The organism is Porphyromonas sp. COT-290 OH3588, assembly GCF_000769075.1.
Taxonomy (GTDB): Bacteria; Bacteroidota; Bacteroidia; order Bacteroidales; family Porphyromonadaceae; genus Porphyromonas.
In genome coordinates, this window is the sequence record NZ_JRFC01000020.1 from 32371 (window position 1) to 51488 (window position 19118).

Below are 19118 nucleotides of genomic sequence, written 5' to 3' on the forward strand. Positions count from 1 at the left end.
CGATATGAACACCAAATCAGTCCTCTGCGTACTATCGGCAGCCTCGCTAGCTCAGCTAGCGCAGGCTCAGAAGCCTCTTAATATCGTATATATTATGAGCGACGACCATGCCCAGCAGATGATTAGCTGCTACGACCAGAGATACATTCAGACGCCCAACATTGACGCACTAGCCCAAGAGGGAGTGCGCTTTACGGAGAGCTTCGTAGCAAACTCCCTCTCGGGCCCTAGCCGTGCATGTATGCTCACAGGCAAGCATAGCCATCTCAATGGCAAGAAGAACAACGAGCACGATCAGAACTTCGATCAAAATCAGCAAACTATGCCTAAGCTCCTACAGAAGCATGGCTACCAAACGGCTCTCGTAGGTAAGCTACACCTAGAGGGCATACCACAAGGCTTCGACTACTGGACGATGCTCCCGGGTCAGGGTGACTACTACGACCCGCACTTCGTCCAACCGGGCCGTGACAAACTGACCGATACGGTACAGATCAAGGGGTATGTAACCAACATCATCACAGACCTCAGCCTAGATTGGCTAGACAAACGTGACAAGGAGAAGCCATTCGCCCTATTCATTCATCACAAAGCGGCACACCGCAACTGGCTAGCCGATACGACGGATATCAAGGCTTTTGAGGATCAGGAGTATCAGCTCCCCGATACCTTTTGGGACGACTACAAGGGGCGACAAGCCGCAGGCAAACAAGAGATGCACATCGTGCACGACCTCAATCTAGTCTACGACCTCAAGATGCTCGAGGAGGGACAACCAGCCAAGGGATTAGGCCGCTGGTACAAGGGGCAGCTAGAACAAATGGATGCTCCTACCCGAGCTCATTTCGACAGCCTATACAGACCTCTAGCTCGTGCCTTCTACGCACAGGCCCCACAGGGCGAGGAGCTAGCCCGCTGGAAGTTCACACGATATATGCGTGACTACTCCAAGGTGGTCAAGTCACTCGACCGTAACATCGGCCGTGTCGTAGATTACCTGCGTGAGCATGATCTGCTAGAGAATACACTCATTGTGTACACGAGCGACCAAGGCTTCTATATGGGAGAGCATGGTTGGTTCGACAAGCGCTTCATGTACGAGGAGTCTATGCGCACACCTCTAGTGATGCGCCTACCCGCTTCGCTCAAGAAGCGTGGCGATATTGCTGAGCTAGTGCAGAATATCGACTACGCTCCCACCTTCCTTGATCTGGCAGGAGCACCCATACCAGAGGATATGCAGGGGGTATCTCTGGCTCCACTACTACGCACCAACAAGGACAATAAGCTAGAGCGCAAGAGCCTATACTACCACTTCTATGAGTATCCGGGTGAGCACGCTGTTCGTCGCCACTATGGCGTGAGAGATAAGCGGTACAAGCTAATCCACTTCTACGGCGACTTCGATGCTTGGGAACTCTACGACCTCAAGAAAGACCCCAAGGAGCTTAACAATCTATATGACAATCCTCAGTACCGCAAAGTACAGGCACGTATGCACAAGGAGCTCGATCGCCTACGCAAACACTACAAAGCTGAGGAGGCTAAGTAACTTCAAAAGCAGATCTAAGCAAAGGGTAAACCCTCTGTGAAGCCTAGGCTCAGTGGTCGATACACCTATAATTGTGGTCGTGTTTCACAATCGCAATTATAAGTGTATCTTTGTGGCTCAGAAGCGTTCTTGAAGCAGTGAGCTAGACCAGCTATAAGCTAAAGAGTTTCATAGATAAACTATTAAACTATCATAATATAAATGATATGCAACAGCGCAAAAGAGCAACTCTGATCCTTGACGACGGCAGTCGATACGAGGGATATGCCTTCGGGCACGAAACCGCCGTCGCTGGCGAAGTTGTATTTAATACCGCTATGACAGGCTATACCGAGAGCCTGACCGACCCCAGTTATCGTGGACAAATTATGGTGATGACCTTCCCCTTGGTCGGCAACTATGGTGTCCCTAGCTACGAGAAAGACGAGCATGGCATAGAGCTCTATATGGAGAGCAACCGTATCCACCCTCTGGGCTTAATCGTGTCGGATTATTCGGAGAACTATAGCCATTGGAATGCCGTAGAGTCGCTAGGGAGTTGGCTCAAAAGAGAGCAGGTCTTCGGTCTAACGGGCATTGATACACGAGAGCTTGCCCAGACCTTGCGTGAAAAAGGCTCAATGAAAGGGAAGATCGTCCTCGAGGGAGGGGAAGATATTCCCTTTGTTGATCATAGCGAGCGCAACCTAGTGGCAGAAGTATCGCCGACAGAGGTTACCACATACGGCAATGGTCCCAAGAAAGTCGTGCTGGTAGACTGTGGTGCCAAAAACAATATCGTACGTCAGCTTATTAGTCCCAAGGTAACGCTCTATCGAGTGCCTTGGGACTATGATTTTAATCAGATTGACTTCGATGGCCTCTTCCTCTCAAATGGCCCCGGCGACCCCAATATGTGTGGCGCAACTGTGGCCAACATACGCAAGGCTCTTGAGAAGGGTAAGCCGATCTACGGCATCTGCATGGGCAATCAGCTCCTAGCGACAGCAGCAGGAGCTACAGTACGCAAAATGAAGTATGGGCACAGAAGCCACAATCAGCCAGTGCGTGAGGTGGGCACACACCGCTGCTTCATCACTAGCCAGAACCACGGCTATGCCGTAGATCCCTCTACCCTAGCCGAGGGTTGGCAAGAAAAATATATCAACCTCAACGATGGGACCAACGAAGGTGTACGCCACAAGACACTCCCCTACGTATCTGCCCAGTTCCACCCAGAGGCTTGTAGCGGCCCGACCGACACGATGTCGATGTTTGAAGAATTCCTAAGCAAACTCTAACCCCTCAAACTCATAAAATAAGATGCAATACGACAAGCCAAATAAAGTTCTACTACTAGGTTCTGGTGCTCTGAAGATTGGGGAGGCTGGGGAGTTTGACTATTCAGGATCTCAGGCCCTCAAAGCCATGCGTGAGGAGGGGATCAAGACTGTCTTGGTAAACCCCAACATCGCCACGGTACAGACGAGCGAGGGCATCGCAGACGAAATCTACTTCTTGCCCGTGACGCCCTACTTCATCGAGCGTGTCATCGAGAAAGAACGCCCCGAGGGTATTCTCCTCGCTTTCGGCGGGCAGACAGCTCTCAACTGTGGTGTCGCTCTACACAAAAGTGGCGTACTAGAGAAATATGGTGTACGTGTACTCGGTACTCAAGTCGAGGCGATCATGAACACCGAGGATAGAGATTTATTCGTCGATCGCCTCAACGAGATTGACGTCAAAACCATACAGAGCGAAGCCGTAGAAACACTCGAGGACGCACGCCGAGCAGCGGCCAGCCTTGGCTACCCAGTGATCATTCGTGCTGCGTACGCACTAGGAGGTTTAGGTAGTGGTTTCTGCGACAACGAGGCCGAGCTAGACGAGCTCTGTTCCAAGGCATTCTCATTCAGCCCACAGGTACTAGTAGAGAAGAGCCTCAAGGGGTGGAAGGAGATCGAATACGAGGTGGTACGTGACCGCTACGACAACTGTATTACGGTATGTAATATGGAGAACTTCGACCCCCTCGGCATACATACGGGCGAGAGTATCGTCATCGCACCATCGCAGACACTTACCAATTCGGAGTTCCACAAACTGCGGGAGATCGCCATACGCATCGTGCGCCACATCGGCATTGTCGGGGAGTGTAACGTGCAGTATGCCCTAGACCCTCATAGCGAAGACTACCGAGTTATCGAAGTTAATGCACGCCTATCTCGTTCGTCAGCTCTAGCCTCCAAGGCAACTGGCTATCCACTAGCCTTCGTGGCGGCCAAACTAGGGCTAGGATATGGTCTGTACGAGCTCAACAACTCTGTTACACGTACAACGCCTGCTTTCTTCGAGCCGTCACTCGACTACGTTGTCTGCAAAATCCCTCGCTGGGATCTTGGCAAGTTCCATGGAGTATCTCGTGAGCTTGGTAGCAGCATGAAGAGCGTGGGTGAAGTCATGGCCATAGGACGCACCTTCGAGGAGGCTATGCAGAAGGGACTTCGTATGATCGGGCAAGGAATGCACGGCTTCGTAGGCAATAAAGAGCCTAAGATTGACGATATCGAGACCGAGCTTCGCCGTCCTACCGACACGCGTGTTTTCGTAATCAGCCAGGCCTTCAAGGCTGGCTATACGGTAGAGCAGATCCATCAGCTAACCAAAATCGACCGCTGGTTCCTCGACAAGCTTTATAGCATCATACAGACTTCGGAGGAGCTAGCCAAGTATAGCAGCCTAGAGGAGGTATCTAAGGAGCTTCTGCTACACGCCAAGCGTCAGGGATTCTCAGACTTCCAGATTGGCCGCTTCGTCCTAAGCGATACAGATCAGAATGCAGATACTAGAGCGCTTGCCGTACGCCAGTACCGCAAGTCGCTCGGGATCCTACCTGTTGTCAAACAGATTGACACACTAGCAGCCGAGTACCCAGCCGAAACCAACTACCTCTACCTCACTTACAGCGGTACGACCAACGACGTAAGTTACGAAAATGATGGGCGCTCGGTGGTAGTACTTGGCTCAGGTGCCTATCGTATCGGTAGCTCTGTCGAGTTCGACTGGTGTGGCGTAAACGCACTCGACACCATTCGAAAGGAGGGATTCCGATCAGTAATGATCAACTACAACCCCGAGACAGTAAGTACGGATTACGACATCACAGATCGCCTATACTTCGACGAGCTGACCTTCGAGCGTGTTATGGACATTCTGGATCTCGAGACCCCCAAGGGCGTAATCGTGTCTACTGGTGGCCAGATCCCCAATAACCTAGCGATGAAGCTGGACGCCCAGAATGTACCGATCCTAGGTACTCAGGCCAAGAGCATCGACAACGCAGAGGACAGACACAAGTTCAGTGCTATGCTCGATAGGCTTGGCGTAGATCAGCCTCGCTGGCAGGAGCTCACTACACTCGAGGATATTGACAGTTTCGTAGAGGAGGTTGGTTTCCCCGTCCTCGTTCGTCCTAGCTACGTCCTCTCTGGTGCCGCAATGAATGTTTGTTCCAATGCTGATGAACTACGTCGTTTCTTGGAGCTAGCCGCCAATGTATCGAAAGAGCACCCCGTCGTAGTGAGTCAATTCATCGAGCATGCCAAAGAAGTGGAGCTAGATGCAGTAGCAAGGAATGGCGAAATCATCGCATACGCCATTAGCGAACACATTGAGTTTGCAGGCGTACACTCAGGAGATGCTACCATTCAGTTCCCCGGTCAGAAGCTCTATGTAGAAACCGTACGCCGCATCAAACGCATCAGTCGTCAGATCGCAGAGGCTCTACAAATCTCAGGCCCATTCAACATTCAGTTCCTCGCTAAGGGTAATGAAATCAAGGTGATTGAGTGTAACCTCCGAGCCTCTCGTAGCTTTCCATTCGTGAGCAAGGTACTCAAGATTAACTTCATTGAACTTGCGACACGAGTGATGCTCGGCTTGCCCGTTGAGAAGCCTAATAAGAATGCTTTCGACCTCGACTACGTAGGGATTAAGGCTTCGCAGTTCTCTTTCGCTCGTCTACAAAAGGCCGACCCCGTACTCGGTGTAGATATGATGAGTACAGGAGAGGTAGGCTGTATCGGCGATGATACCAACGAAGCCATCCTCAAGAGTATGCTCTCGGTAGGCTACCGTATCCCCGAGCGATCAGTCCTACTCTCCACTGGTGGGTATAAGCAGAAGGTAGATATGCTCGATGCCTCTCGCCTACTCTGGCAGAAAGGCTATAAGCTCTACGCCACTCAAGGCACGCACGATATGCTCAAGGAAAATGGTATCGAGAGCACGCTTGTCTACTGGCCAAGCGACGAGGGCAAACACCCACAGGCTCTAGACTTGCTCCACGATCGGCAGATTGATATGGTGGTAAACATCAACAAGAATCTGACCGCACGTGAGCTGACCAATGGGTATAGACTTCGCCGTGCCTCGATCGACCTGAACATTCCTCTCCTGACGAATGCACGCCTAGCGTCCGCCTTCATCACGGCTTTCTGCAACCTATCGCTAGATGACGTCCAGATAAAGCCATGGAGTAAGTACTAAAATTACTCTCTTCTTTGCCTAGAGAGTCACTAGGCAATATCCATACCATGCCAAAGGCTCTGCATCACTCTCACCGATGCAGAGCCTTTGGTCTATCTACAATGCGCAAAAACTGGCCGATACGAAACAATTAGCCGAATTTATGTGTTAAATAATCGAAAGAGGCTTCTAAAGCTATGCAACCAGACGAAGTATTTATTGCTTCCAGCTCAGAGAACAGATTTGCACCGCTAAGAGGAGCCCCATTAACATTCAAATAGTGGAATAAAGATGAAAAAGAAAACTACCGTGCTATGTGCTACGATGCTATTGGGAATGAGCAGTCAGGCAATAGCTCAGATCAATGACGTTACCCTTACGGTGTCTCCGATGGCTGGTTACACGTGGTGGGACAAGAATCTAAACCTAGGAGAATCTCCTTTCTGGGGCGTACGTGCAGGCTTCGGTTTCGGCCCCATTCTTGAGCTAAGAGCGAACTATGAACGCAGCTTCGACCTTAAAGGCAAACTTCAGGGCGCCAACTGGAATGCTCTAAACAATCTAGGTGAAAAGCTAGAGGGCTCCAAGGCACAGATTGAGCGTATGGGCGGGGAGCTCAAGCTCAACCTCTGGGCTGGTACAATCTTCACTCCCTATGTGACGGCTGGTGCTGGTGTGATGAACATTAAGTACGACACAGAGCAAGACAAATCTTACCGAGAAGAACAGCTCTACGGAGCTCTTGGGGCTGGTGTCAAGATCAACTTTACCAAGCGCACAGTCCTATCACTAGAAGGTAAGAACACCCTATTCAATCTAAACAAAAACAACCGCTACCTAGCAGCAGGAGCAAATCCAGACAACACACTCCAGAACTGGGGCGCTCAGGCATCGCTAGACTTCTATCTAGGTGGACGCAAGCAGAGCGGCGACCGCATCACACGAGCCTATCGTGCACTCTATAGTGATGGTTTCAAAGGTATAAAGTTTGTTCTGGAGCCCGGTATCGCCTATGTTGATTTGCACAACAAGTCTGTTATGCAAGATCAATGGTTCGTAGGGGGAGCAGCTGGGATAGACTTCACTTCTCTACTAGGTATCCGTGGTTTCTACTATGCAGCTACCAAGGATCCACTCAAGCTAAGCCTCAACTTCACGGACGACGTCAAGATGTATGGTGGTAACCTCATCGCTCGTCTTAATCAACCTCGTGGTGTAACGCCCTACCTGACTCTCGGTGGTGGTTACCTAGATGTCAATAGCAAAAACTACGTTGATATCGACGGAGCACACAACGCCAAGAGTGGCTGGTTCGCCATGGGTGGTGCTGGTATTGAGATCCCTCTGGGTCGCCATATCGCCCTGTATGGTAACGCGAGTGCAATGCTCAACGAGCAAGAGAATCCAGATGTCAAGGCCGTAACTGAGCCCTCGCAAGTGCGTGTGAGCATGATGTACCAGACTGGACTGAGATTTAACTTCGGTAGCCGCAGCCGTGGCGGCGAAGCTCTCTACCGCAGCTACGCCGATAGAGAGCGCCTCAGCGAGCGCCAAGCCAACATGGAGAAGCTCAACGAGATGCGTGCCAAGTACGATGCTCAGATTGCCGAGCTTAACGAGGAACTTGCTCGTGCTGCTGAGGAGCTCGATCAGGAGAGAATGGCTCAGCTCGTTGAGGAGAGGAAGCAAGTTGTAGAGGAAAAGAACGAGGTCGTTACGAAGATCAAGAAGGAAGAAGACATCGCCGTACGTGAAGCTGAAGCCGAAGTTGTAGCTACGCCACAGAGCAAAACCGTAGTGATGACTCGTTCTCAGCTAGAGGAGCTAATCTCACGTGTAGTAGAGAAGAGCCAACCCAAGCAAGAGAAGTCGTCTGAGCTAAGCGGCATGAGCGACCTAGACAAGATCCTACTCTTCAGTGTACTAGGCAACAACGTCTATCGCCTACCCGCACAGCAGCAGGTACAGCCAGTAGTACAGCCACAGAGTGTACCAAGTGCAGAGCTATCCAAAGTACTTGACAAGACGGAGGAGCTGGTGCGCAAGATAGATGGTCTAGAGAATAAACTCAATCGCACGCAAGAAACCATGCTGCGCCAGCAGATGATTGATGCAACGAACCGTCTACAGCAGCAGCCTATCCAGATCATCGAAACAGACCAAGAGGGAGTAGGTGGCAGAAGAGAGGTACGTGTGCACACGATCGACAACGATAAGCAGCAGCTAAAAAGCAAGTCTTACGAGGTCGTTACCGACAGCTACCTCAAGTACTCAAGTGTAGACATCATGACTGGTCTGGGTATCGGTGACGCTACAACATGGAATGTAGCAGTACGCCCCAACTGGCAGCTCGGCAAGTCCGCTTTCTTCTTCTCTCCTGAGTTCTCTTATGGCTTTGGCGACAAGACTGCTTGGTCTGCGGCTGCTAACCTAACCTATCGCTTCGATCTAGGTGCAAACTCCAAGATTGCTCCCTATGCAGGTGTAGGTTTCGGCTACTCAGATATCAACAGCAATGGTCGCTTCGGTACTAATGTGATACTCGGAACAACTATCAAGAGCGTCTTCGGAGGAAGATTCTTCGCAGACTATAGCCTTCGTCCTCACTTCAAGAATCATCAGTTCTCCGTTGGCTATAGCTTGATGTTCTAGATCTGTATCAACTAATGAATATAGGTATGAACAAGCTTTTTGCCCTATTCCTCAGCCTCGGCATCTCTGTGAGTGCATTCTCACAGAGTGCAGATAGAGGTACAGCCAATCCGACAGCGAAAGCAACGGCGGATGAGGAATTAATAGAGATTGATCGAGATAATCTAGAGCGTGCCCTCAATGAGCTATCCAAGGCTCTCCAGAAAGAACGCCCTAGCTCTAGTGCAGATCTTAGGACGACTCTCCTCAGACAGCAGCTACTCCTGCACCTACTTGCATCAAGAACCCAAACACCCGTAGTACAAGGTGGGGGCGACAGTCACTACTATGCCGCGCCACAGCAGCCTACTCGTATGCCGAGTACAGAGAGCTATGATGCTCGCCTCGATCGGATCGAAACGATGCTTATGCTCCTGCTCAACCAAAGAGTGGAGGCTTCTACCGCAAATAACCGGACCATCATACGCCGTAAGAACAAAACCTCTGCCGAACCTCTAGATGCAAAGATTGAGTTAATGAGTGCTTCGACACAGGCAGACAACGATCGTCTGGTGCGCTTAGAGGAACAGCTAAGCCGTCTACTGGCGCAGAAGCAGAACCATCGTGTAGACACAGTCTACCGCATTGATACTGTACACGTGCATCGTATAGATACGGTTAGAGGTGAGATGATGCAGATGGATTTGCAAGCTCCACAGGTCGTATCCTTGACCGATACTGTACGTATCGTAGAGCACAAGGTGGACACGGTATCGGTGATAGATGTGTCGGACTTCAAGCGGTCGATTTACTTTGCAGTCGCTAGCTCTAAGCTAGATGCTTCGTCCCATAAAACCTTGCTCGAAGTCGTAGACTTCCTTCGTCAGCATCCACAAGCTAAGGTACGTGTACTTGGGTTTGCCTCATCAGATGGCAATGCTAAACGTAATGAACAGTTAGCTGCCCAGCGTATGCAAGCCGCTGTAACCTTTATCAAGGGGGCTGGCGTCACCAATCAGATCGAAACATTTGCGGGTGGTATTGACCGCCAAGTGCGCAACTATCAGCTAGCTCGTCGAGTAGACATTACCCTAGTCAAGTGATTGTGTACGCTCATTAACCCAATATGATAGGGGGCTGTGTCAAACTTCGTTTTGGCGCAGCCCCTTTTCTTTCGCTATCTCTGCACATGAAGAGGTAATGTGAAATCACTCCATCTATAAGTACATTAGGCTGATCATTGGGCTTTGCATGGAGGATACTTATTAGGGGGGACTAGCCAATGTGCTAATCCCCCCCAACTTTTTGTAGCGACTTTCCCCTGTTCCTAGAGGAAGAAGAGTAGTAAAATCTGCGCCGAAATGATGCGAATGAACATGGCTACGGGGTAGACCGTAGCATACGCTACCGAACAGGTGCGTGACTTCGTCTGCTCTACTGCATAGTCAAGAGCAAAAGGATTGGCCATCGTACCGCATATCATTCCCGAAGCCTCGGAGAAGCTCTGTTTGAAAATCTTCATTGACAAGAAACCCGAGATAATGGTTGGAACAACCGTAATAGCGAAGCCCACAATCAGCCACTGCAAACCTGCCCCATGGAGCAAAGTATCGACAAAGCCTGCCCCACTAGACAATCCGAGCCCTGCTAGGTAAATGATGATACCCAACTGCTTGATAAGCTGTGTAGCACTATTGGTCATGTAGGTAGCTAGATGCAGACGAGGGCCAAAAGCTCCCATGAGTATGCCCACGATGATAGGACCACCAGCCAAACCCAAGCGTACAGGAATACTCATACCGGGGATATACAGAGGGATAGAGCCGATAAGACAGCCAACGAAGAGCCCAAAGAAGAAGCTAATTAGATTGGGCTTATCCAGCATCTCAATGGAATTCCCAAGTAGCTTAGATACCTGAGAGAGCGCCACCGACTCGCCCACGATCGTTAGTCGGTCACCCGTCTGTAAGTAGAGATCTGGCGAGGGCAAGAGCTCGATACCCGCACGGTCTATACGTGTGATATTGATGCTGTACTTGTTGCGTAGCTTGAGGGCTTGTAGCTTCACCCCATTGAGTTTGGGGTTTGTCACAATGATACGCTTGGAATTGAGCTTGGCATCGATTGCGTCCCAGTTGATGTCGGGACGGTTCCAGTCTTGTTTGTCATCTCTACGCCCGAAGAGCGCCTCTAGATGCTTGAGGTCCTCCTCGTGGCAGAGGATCAACAGATGATCACGCTCCTGTAGCTGCGTCTGAGAGGTGGGGAGTATCAGTTCCTCATTACGCCAAACACGTGATATGATGAAGTGTTTGTCTGTCATAGCAACAAGTTCGCGAACCGTATGCCCAAAGAGTGCCGCATTGATCACCTCAAACTCGGCCACGTATGCAGTCCTAAACTCCTCCTTGCTCTTGGCACTCTTGCGGGAGCCTAGGCCGTTGAGCAGAGCGAGAGCGAGGATGACCCCGACTATACCCAGCGGATAGGTTACGGCAGTAGCCATGGCTGCCTCTGCGACCATATCGGTCGCCTCTGGATAGGTAGACTGTAGAGTGCTCTGTACAGCTGCCAGTACGGGCGTGTTGGTCACAGCCCCCGACATGATACCCAACATATTGGGCATAGAGATATCTGTCCAGTAGTGCAGCCCGAGGATAAGGATATAGGTGATGATGATCATACCCAAGCCATGCAGATTGTACACGATGCCTCGGCTTCGCAATGAGGGGAAGAAAGAGGGGCCGACCTCAACGCCCAAGGCGTAGACGAAAAGAACGAGGCCGAAGCTCTGTGCAAAGCTCGTTAACTCGGCCTGAGTGACGACGCCAAAATGTGCAGCAAGGATACCGACAAAGAACACAAACGTCACCCCTAGAGATATACGCCCTAGGCGTAGCTTACCCAAGAGCAAGCCTATACCCGAAACTAAAGAAAGGATAATAATAGTCTGTGTACTAGATGGTTCTAGAAGCATCGCTCTGAACCACTCTATCACTTCATTCATCTTAATCTTAAATTAACTTCAACTTAACGGTTACAAAATTACGAATATATCGCAGGATAAGACACATACAAAACGAAAGTGTGGCAGAGGGTTGTGTCGACCTCTACCACACTTCATCGTATTAACTAGCGCTAGATGCTTAGGCTCAACCTACACGATCTCCAAAAATAGCAGAGCCAATGCGCACAAGTGTAGCACCATACTCCATAGCGATCTTGTAGTCCCCACTCATACCAATAGACAGCTCCTCGAAGTCGTCTGGCTCGTGTAGCAAACCCGAGGTCTTGATGCGATGAAACAGCTCCTGCATCGTGGCAAACTCTCGACGGATAAGCGACTCATCGTCGGTATTAGACGCCATAGCCATTAAGCCAGAGAGCCTAACTCCCTCGAAGTCTTGCGGATTGTTGTGAATCAACTCCAGCACCTCTCTGAGCTCATCGGTATCAAAACCACTCTTGCTATCCTCTCTAGCCACATGCACCTCGAGAAGTACCGATATGGTACGTTGGTTTTTGATAGCCTGCTTATTGATCTCTCTGAGGAGCTTGAGCGAGTCTACACTCTCGATCGTATCTACAAAGGGAGCTATATACTTGACCTTATTAGTTTGCAGAGGGCCAATGAAGTGCCACTGTAGATCGAGATAGATCGCCGAGAGAATGTCGTGCTTAGCCACAAGCTCCTGTACACGACTCTCTCCAAAAGTACGTTGCCCAGCCTCGTAGGCCTCGATGATGACCTCGGCAGGGTGAAACTTGGAGACTGCCACAAGGTGCACGCCCTCTCTCAAGGTCGCCTTGACAGCCTCCAGTCTACTGGGTATCGTATCGCTACTATTGAGCTCCATAACGGAAGACATCTAAGATCTGTGTATCTGTAATCGAGGCAATCTCATAGGCACCGAGCTGCTTCTCCATTTGGCTGACGAGCTCTGTGACAGCCTCAGAGAGGCTCTCACTCTTGATAAGCATATTGACGCCGGCCTTTTTCTCCATACCGCTCTTCTCGTCGATCGTGATGAAATTAACCCTCGCCTTATAGTAATGATCGGCTTCTTCCCTCTCGTTGAGGAATAGCTCGGCCAGTTTGACGCGCTTGATATTGGACACCTCCAACTCGCCAATAGATACTAGAGGCTGAATTTCTTTGATGACACGCTCCTCAGCCTCGGTGAAACTCATAGCATCAACGAGATAGAGCTCAGAAACCTTCTTCATACCCATACCATCTGCTTGGCGTTCGTAAGACACCTTGCACTCAAACCAATAGTTCATATTCTTATCTTAATCTATACTTGATATTATATAATGCATACAAAGATAGTTTTATTTCCTCTTTGGCTATCAAATATGGGACTCGTCGCAGATGAGCACAGCGAACCTGCAATCCACCTTACTGAGCAGCGAAGCTCGCCTACCAAACACACAAGCGGGTACTCAAGGACAAGACGCGCTGATGCGACACGCAAACGTGCTATTTTTTCGTTAAGATCTGTAAACAAACAGCCTATAAATTGAGTAATACACAGACTAACTCTGCCAGACCAAACTGCTCAAACAACTATTTTGATGGGAAGACTTTTTCGGATTGGTGGGTCAATCGTTCAAGGTATCCCCACTAATTGGGGCGGATTGATGGGAAAAAAGTCCTTAGGGAGCCATACAAGTGCACCAAATTTCAGAAAAACCCAACCCAAACACTTATTTATTAGACACTTACAAGAAACGCTTTTGGAGTACTAACTTCATTCGGCTGGGGCTAGAGTGCCCAAACGGGGCAAAACTCGCTGTACGGCCTACTAGGGGGCAAATACGAGGTCTAGGCGCTCTATCCTTAAGAGCAGATAAAAGGGTACGAAGATGCAACAGATCTGTAAAAAAACACAAAATGGGCGGTAGGACGCAGAATATGCAATATGCCTTCTGACGTCCTACCGCCTCCCTAGAAAAATATGTACTGCTCCCCTACTGAGCCGCAAAGGCAGCGGCGAAGAGCCTCATCTGTCGTAGCATAGACACCAAGCCATTGGAGCGTGTAGGGGATAGGTGGTCTTGAAGCCCTATCTCCTTGATGAAGTACAGATCACTATCCAAAATAGCCTGAGGGGTCTGATCGTTGAGGACACGAAGCAATAGGCTCACGATGCCCTTAACGATGATCGCATCGCTCTCGGCCTCATAGTGTACACGTCCATCACGCATCTCTGCGGTGATCCAAACTCTGCTCTGGCAGCCCTCTATAATGTTCTGTGGAGTTTTCTTCTCCTCGTCAATAGGCTCTAGGCTATTGCCCATCTCGATGATCAGCTCATATCTATCGAGCCAATCCTCAAGGCCAGAAAACTCCTCTATGATTTCGTCTTGAATTTCGTTTATCGTTTGCATACCAAGTATATAATCTCGTTTATAGTCTATTTGCGATATTTATTGCGGAGCATCGTATGCACTGTCTGCCCTACGGCTCCAAGGGTCTTGCGATCAATGATATTCATATTATCTCCATGGGTGTGCCAATGCTCGCCGAAGCCCTGATCGGTATGGGGATTGTGATTGATAATATCAATCGCAGGGATCCCTCGGTTCTGAATGACGGGAACATGGTCATCGATCATAGCTCCTCCACCAGCACTGATGAAGTAATCTCCGAAGCCTAGTGCTCGAGCTTCCTCCCAGACCTTGTAGAGAATAGGCGCAGCATAGGCTCTGGAGTGCCCTTCCCAATAGAACTTAGCCTTCTTGGCACCCACCATATCGAGTAGAATACCAAACTCAGCTTGGTAATCGGTCTGGTGCGGGTGCTTGGACCAGTGCTGCGAACCTAGGCACCAACTATCGTTATCCCCATTATTCCCACCGTCCTCAAGGTCAAAAAAGACAAAGTCTAGCTCTACGCCAACGTGCTCTTGAGCATGCTGACGAGCCAGCTCGAGTAGCACTCCCACACCACTACCTCCGTCATCGGCACCGAGGATAGGCTCCGAGCGGCGACTATGCTGGGAGTCATGGTCTGCCACAGCACGTGTATCCCAGTGTGCCATCAACAGTACTCGTGGAGTAGCCTCTGGGGCTAGAGTAGCGATGATATTGCGCCCCTGAATAGATTTGCCAAAGTAGTCCTTGCCAGTAAAGGCTTGCTCAATGATATGATAACCCCAACCACGCAGTTTGGCGACAATCCAGTCGCCACAAGCTCTGTGTGCTGCGCTACCGGAGACACGGGGGCCAAAGGCGACCTGATCACTGACGAAGCGATAGGCACTATCGGCATCGAACGCAGAGGTGGGTGCAATCGTCTGCATCTGGTCTGCTTGCGAGCCAGCCTGACCCTGCTTGGAGCCAGTACAGCCAACCAGCATAGAGGCCAAAACACATAGGCCAATCTGTATGATATTTCTAATCTGCATCACAACTTCTATTATGAACCAAAATCTATCGAATTGTCTGCAAATATCGCTAAAAACCTTCAGCCCATCAATCTAATGGATTATTTAACTAGAGTATGGCTAGGAATATATATATTTGTCTAGCAAATAATGATCTGAATAATTCACTGTGATGCCGGCTAGCGAGGCTAGTGCTAGAAGGCATCTCACACAACAATATAAGCCGAATGAGCAAAACCAAAGAACGCCCTGCCTATCAGGATGATATAGATGCTGCGGTAGATGTTATGCGCCGTGGGGGCGTCATTCTCTACCCTACCGACACCGTCTGGGGGATAGGCTGCGACGCCACCAACGCCGAAGCAGTAGCACGCATCTACGAGATCAAGCGCCGAGCCGATGCCAAGAGTATGCTGGTACTAGTAGATAGCCTTGCTGCACTGGAGAGCATCATACCCGAGATACCAGAGGTCGCCTACGATATGATCGAGCTAGCCATACGCCCCATGACAATCATCTACGACGGGGCCAGAGGCGTAGCACCCAACCTGCTGGCCGAGGACGGTAGTCTGGGAGTACGCCTCTGCAAAGATGCTTTCTCTGCCGCTCTAGCACGACAGATGCGTACCCCTATCGTGTCTACTTCTGCCAATATCAGTGGCGAGCCGACTCCAATGATATTCTCTGCCATTAGCCAAGAGATCATTGATGCAGTAGACTATGTCGTTGGGTATAGACAAGGCGACACCAAGACGGCTCCCCCATCTCAGATTATCAAATTGGGCAGCAAAGGCGAGGTTAAAATCATTCGCCCATGACCAGACTTTGGCGGCATAGGCTAGCCTATATAGGTATAGACAGCATAGCAAGTGTGGTGGCATTCACTACATTCAACGTGTTGCGCTATCAGCTCGAGGAGCACTATGCCACATTCGGGTCGCTCCTACGCTACATGGCTCACCCCAATACCCTACTCTCTCTACTGGGTGTAGTCACTCTGGCCATGGGTGTCTACTGGCTCTCGGGTTACTACAACAATCCCTACGCCAAGAGTCGTCTGAGCGACATTACCACGAGCCTATCCTCCTCGACGATTATCGCTGTGATTGTCTTCCTCTTCGTCATCAGCGATGACGTGACACCCTCGACAGCTCACTACCTCAGGCTCTATGGGCTACTACACCTATCTTGGTTCCTTATATTATACGTAGGTAGGGTTTGCGTCACACGTATGCTCCTCAGACAGTTCCTCAGCGAGGAGCACAAGCGGCGTATCGTACTGGTAAGCGAGGGGAATATCGGCGACGAGGTGGCCCAATGGCTAGAGCATGAGGGGCGCATGCGTATTGTGGCTCGACTACCGCTGTGCTCCGATAGGGAGCTAGAAAGCAACTATACGGCCAGCTACCTAAAAGACTACGCACAGCGCTTAGTACGTGAGGCCCAGAGCAAGTATGCCGATGAAGTAGTCATCGCCACGACAGACTGCTCATTCTTGCTTGTCAGCCAGCTGCTCTACAAGCTATATATCCTAGGGATCCCGATCAAGCTATCGCCCCGCTCTATCCCGTATGTGGGGCTCAAACTCAAAGTTAATACGATGCTTGGGGAGCCTCTAGTGGACGTCACGGCCAGCAACCTGAGCGAGTCTGCAGCCAATATCAAGTGGCTCGTAGACAGACTCTCGTCCGCCCTTGGCCTCATCTTGCTCTCGCCACTATTCCTCTACATAGCTTGGCGCATCAGCAGAGAGTCGGAGGGAGGTATTCTCTACACCCAAGAGCGCATTGGGCTCAGAGGACGGCCATTCATCATCTACAAGTTTCGCTCGATGTACCTAGATGCAGAGCAAACTGGGCCACAGCTTAGCTCCGACCAAGACCCTAGAGTGACGCCTTGGGGGCGTGTGATGCGCCGCTACCGCCTAGACGAGCTGCCACAGCTGTGGAATGTACTCATCGGAGATATGTCGCTAGTAGGGCCACGACCAGAGAGGAGCTACTATATCCGCCAGTTGGTAGACGATGCGCCACAGCTCTTCTTGCTACACAATGTGCGCCCGGGTATCACCAGCTGGGCCATGGTGCGATATGGCTATGCAAGTACCCTAGAGGAGATGCGTGAGCGAATGGCCTACGACTGGCTCTACTACGAGAATATGTCCCTGCGACTAGATATCATTGTACTATTCTACACGATACAAACTATAGCCAAAGGTTTAGGAAAATGAATACTTACCGAGCTGCCCTAAGGCAGAGCCTTGACAAACTAATCATCTGGCGAGAGCACAATATCAGCGAGCGATACTTTATTCTTATGCTTAGCCTTGGTATTGGTATTACCATGGCGCTACTATCAACCCTACTCAAGGAGGTGATACATCTCCTTGAGCATATCCTCACCGAGGGGATACAAGGCAGGAGCTACATGTACTTGATCCTACCTGCTATTGGCATTCTGCTCAGCGGCCTATTCGTGCGTTATCTACTTCGTGACGACATCGGGCACGGCGTTACCAAGGTGCTCAGCTCCATATCGCAGCGTAAGAGCCGCATCAAACCTCACAATACTTGGTCTTCTCTCTTCGCCTCTGCCATTACAATCGGCTTCGGCGGATCTGTGGGAGCCGAGTCACCAATCGTCTTGACGGGAGCGGCCATTGGGTCAAACTTCGGGCGAGCCTTCCGACTAGAGCAGCGCAATCTGATGCTCTTGATCGGCTGTGGCGTTGCTGGAGCGCTAGGAGGTATTTTCAAGGCACCAATCACTGGGTTGGTATTCGTCATCGAGGTGTTGCTTCTCGACCTGACGATGATGTCGGTACTACCGCTATTGATTAGCTCTGTTTCGGCAGCGGCAGTGAGCTATATGTTCTCGGGGGGGGAGAGCCTATTCCGCTTTACGTTTACCGAGCCATACAAGATGGAGCATATCCCCATGATGCTTCTGCTCGGTGTGCTCTGCGGTCTAATGGCTCTTTTCTTCTCCCAGACTATGTTTAGCCTAGAGGGACGCATTCGCTCTATCTCCACTTATAAGATGCGTTACCTGACGTCTGCCGTAATCCTCAGCCTGCTCATCTTCCTCTTTCCGCCACTCTATGGCGAGGGGTATAATACAATTAACCTCCTGCTAAGCGGGCAGTATGGGAGCTTGCTAGAGGGGAGTCTGCTTGAGGCTTTCTCTGGTTCGTTTTGGGTTGTCTTCGGCTTCCTCCTGCTGACAGTACTACTCAAGGTATTTGCCTCCGTATCAACCAACTCGGGTGGCGGCTGTGGCGGGCTATTCGCTCCTACACTATTCGTCGGTGCGATTACGGGTTTTCTCTTTAGCTTCTTGATCAACTACCTCCCTTTTACGAAGATGTATCTGCCAAGCAAGAACTATGTACTCTTCGGCATGGCAGGCCTCATGGCTGCAGTGATGCATGCACCACTGACTGGCGTATTCTTGATCGCAGAGCTATCTGGGGGTTACGACCTCTTCTTACCTCTGATGCTTGTAGCGATCACAGCTTTTGGCACGATCCGTATCTTTATGCCACATAGCATCTATTCACTGCGCTTGGCCGAGCAAGGCAAGCTCCTGACACACCACAAGGACGTGGCTGTACTCACACTAATGAGTGTGGAGCATGTGCTAGAAACAGACTTCGAAACCGTTAAACCAGAGATGAATCTAGGGGATCTCGTTCGTGTCATCTCTATTAGCCACCGCAATTCTTTCCCCGTAGTAGATGATGAGGGTATACTAATCGGAGTTGTGGAGCTAGATAATATCCGTAACATCATGTTCCGCCCCGAGCTATATGAGCGGCATAGTGTGAAGAAAATCATGGTATCGCCACGTATCAAGCTACGTATGTCTATGCCAATGATGCGCATCATGCAGATCTTCGACGAAAGCAATGAGTGGAAACTCCCCGTCGTAGACGACGACGGACGCTACATTGGTTTCATCTCCAAGAGTAAAATCTTCAATAGCTACCGAGAGGTGCTCAACGAAACATTTATCGGCGACTAGCCTTACCACTAGAG

13 protein-coding genes are annotated in these 19118 nt (G+C 50.3%); 8 read left to right on the forward strand and 5 right to left on the reverse strand.

Going from position 1 to position 19118, the window contains the following annotated elements; all coding sequences use genetic code 11:
- Nucleotides 1-4: 4 nt before the first annotated feature.
- From HQ48_RS05370 to HQ48_RS05390, 5 genes are all read left to right on the forward strand, one after another.
- Nucleotides 5-1552, forward strand: a complete 1548-nt coding sequence (locus HQ48_RS05370) for a sulfatase (RefSeq protein WP_044190451.1) — start codon at nucleotides 5-7, stop codon at nucleotides 1550-1552.
- Nucleotides 1553-1758: 206 nt separating this feature from the next.
- The gene (gene carA, locus HQ48_RS05375) at nucleotides 1759-2832 is read left to right on the forward strand and encodes a glutamine-hydrolyzing carbamoyl-phosphate synthase small subunit (protein WP_044232170.1); all 1074 of its coding nucleotides are present in this window, start codon (nucleotides 1759-1761) and stop codon (nucleotides 2830-2832) included.
- Between the two features lie 22 nt (nucleotides 2833-2854).
- Nucleotides 2855-6079 (forward strand): carbamoyl-phosphate synthase (glutamine-hydrolyzing) large subunit, encoded by a 3225-nt coding sequence (carB, locus tag HQ48_RS05380; protein ID WP_044232173.1) that lies wholly within the window; start codon nucleotides 2855-2857, stop codon nucleotides 6077-6079.
- Nucleotides 6080-6349: 270 nt separating this feature from the next.
- A complete protein-coding gene (locus tag HQ48_RS05385) occupies nucleotides 6350-8710 on the forward strand; it encodes an outer membrane beta-barrel protein (protein WP_044232175.1) in 2361 nt (786 codons plus the stop codon).
- A gap of 26 nt (nucleotides 8711-8736) precedes the next feature.
- Complete coding sequence (locus tag HQ48_RS05390; RefSeq protein ID WP_044232176.1) at nucleotides 8737-9792, forward strand: OmpA family protein; 1056 nt, start codon at nucleotides 8737-8739, stop codon at nucleotides 9790-9792.
- A gap of 224 nt (nucleotides 9793-10016) precedes the next feature.
- Here HQ48_RS05390 and HQ48_RS05395 read toward each other — a convergent pair whose 3' ends face one another.
- The 5 genes from HQ48_RS05395 to HQ48_RS05415 form a co-directional block, all read right to left on the reverse strand.
- A complete protein-coding gene (locus HQ48_RS05395; protein ID WP_044232178.1) occupies nucleotides 10017-11696 on the reverse strand; it encodes a putative transporter in 1680 nt (559 codons plus the stop codon).
- Nucleotides 11697-11841: 145 nt separating this feature from the next.
- Complete coding sequence (locus tag HQ48_RS05400) at nucleotides 11842-12546, reverse strand: YggS family pyridoxal phosphate-dependent enzyme (protein WP_044190436.1); 705 nt, start codon at nucleotides 12544-12546, stop codon at nucleotides 11842-11844.
- Entirely contained in the window at nucleotides 12533-12973 is a 441-nt protein-coding gene (locus HQ48_RS05405) for a DUF4494 domain-containing protein (RefSeq protein WP_044190434.1), read from the reverse strand. The genes HQ48_RS05400 and HQ48_RS05405 overlap by 14 nt, the downstream gene beginning before the upstream one ends.
- 690 nt (nucleotides 12974-13663) lie before the next feature.
- Complete coding sequence (locus HQ48_RS05410) at nucleotides 13664-14083, reverse strand: SufE family protein (protein WP_044190431.1); 420 nt, start codon at nucleotides 14081-14083, stop codon at nucleotides 13664-13666.
- Between the two features lie 26 nt (nucleotides 14084-14109).
- A complete protein-coding gene (locus HQ48_RS05415) occupies nucleotides 14110-15102 on the reverse strand; it encodes a M28 family peptidase (RefSeq protein ID WP_235300204.1) in 993 nt (330 codons plus the stop codon).
- Nucleotides 15103-15308: 206 nt separating this feature from the next.
- On the opposite strand from HQ48_RS05415, the gene HQ48_RS05420 reads away from it, so the two are divergent.
- Genes HQ48_RS05420 through HQ48_RS05430 form a run of 3 tightly spaced genes read left to right on the forward strand, consistent with a single transcriptional unit; the run spans nucleotide 15309 to nucleotide 19104 of the window.
- Nucleotides 15309-15899 carry an L-threonylcarbamoyladenylate synthase gene (locus HQ48_RS05420; RefSeq protein WP_044232179.1) on the forward strand — a complete coding sequence of 197 codons (591 nt, stop codon included), beginning with the start codon at nucleotides 15309-15311 and terminating at the stop codon, nucleotides 15897-15899.
- Nucleotides 15896-17311, forward strand: coding sequence for a sugar transferase (locus tag HQ48_RS05425; protein ID WP_044232180.1), 1416 nt, complete (start codon nucleotides 15896-15898; stop codon nucleotides 17309-17311). Before HQ48_RS05420 ends, HQ48_RS05425 begins: the two co-directional genes overlap by 4 nt.
- Nucleotides 17308-19104 (forward strand): chloride channel protein, encoded by a 1797-nt coding sequence (locus HQ48_RS05430; RefSeq protein WP_044190423.1) that lies wholly within the window; start codon nucleotides 17308-17310, stop codon nucleotides 19102-19104. Before HQ48_RS05425 ends, HQ48_RS05430 begins: the two co-directional genes overlap by 4 nt.
- Nucleotides 19105-19118 lie beyond the last annotated feature (14 nt).

Coding starts and splice junctions, on each gene's coding strand:
- HQ48_RS05370 (WP_044190451.1), top strand. CDS start 5: ATGAACACCAAATCAGTCCTCTGCGTACTATCGGCAGCCTCGCTAGCT.
- carA (WP_044232170.1), top strand. CDS start 1,759: ATGCAACAGCGCAAAAGAGCAACTCTGATCCTTGACGACGGCAGTCGA.
- carB (WP_044232173.1), top strand. CDS start 2,855: ATGCAATACGACAAGCCAAATAAAGTTCTACTACTAGGTTCTGGTGCT.
- HQ48_RS05385 (WP_044232175.1), top strand. CDS start 6,350: ATGAAAAAGAAAACTACCGTGCTATGTGCTACGATGCTATTGGGAATG.
- HQ48_RS05390 (WP_044232176.1), top strand. CDS start 8,737: ATGAACAAGCTTTTTGCCCTATTCCTCAGCCTCGGCATCTCTGTGAGT.
- HQ48_RS05395 (WP_044232178.1), bottom strand. CDS start 11,696: ATGAATGAAGTGATAGAGTGGTTCAGAGCGATGCTTCTAGAACCATCT.
- HQ48_RS05400 (WP_044190436.1), bottom strand. CDS start 12,546: ATGGAGCTCAATAGTAGCGATACGATACCCAGTAGACTGGAGGCTGTC.
- HQ48_RS05405 (WP_044190434.1), bottom strand. CDS start 12,973: ATGAACTATTGGTTTGAGTGCAAGGTGTCTTACGAACGCCAAGCAGAT.
- HQ48_RS05410 (WP_044190431.1), bottom strand. CDS start 14,083: ATGCAAACGATAAACGAAATTCAAGACGAAATCATAGAGGAGTTTTCT.
- HQ48_RS05415 (WP_235300204.1), bottom strand. CDS start 15,102: ATGCAGATTAGAAATATCATACAGATTGGCCTATGTGTTTTGGCCTCT.
- HQ48_RS05420 (WP_044232179.1), top strand. CDS start 15,309: ATGAGCAAAACCAAAGAACGCCCTGCCTATCAGGATGATATAGATGCT.
- HQ48_RS05425 (WP_044232180.1), top strand. CDS start 15,896: ATGACCAGACTTTGGCGGCATAGGCTAGCCTATATAGGTATAGACAGC.
- HQ48_RS05430 (WP_044190423.1), top strand. CDS start 17,308: ATGAATACTTACCGAGCTGCCCTAAGGCAGAGCCTTGACAAACTAATC.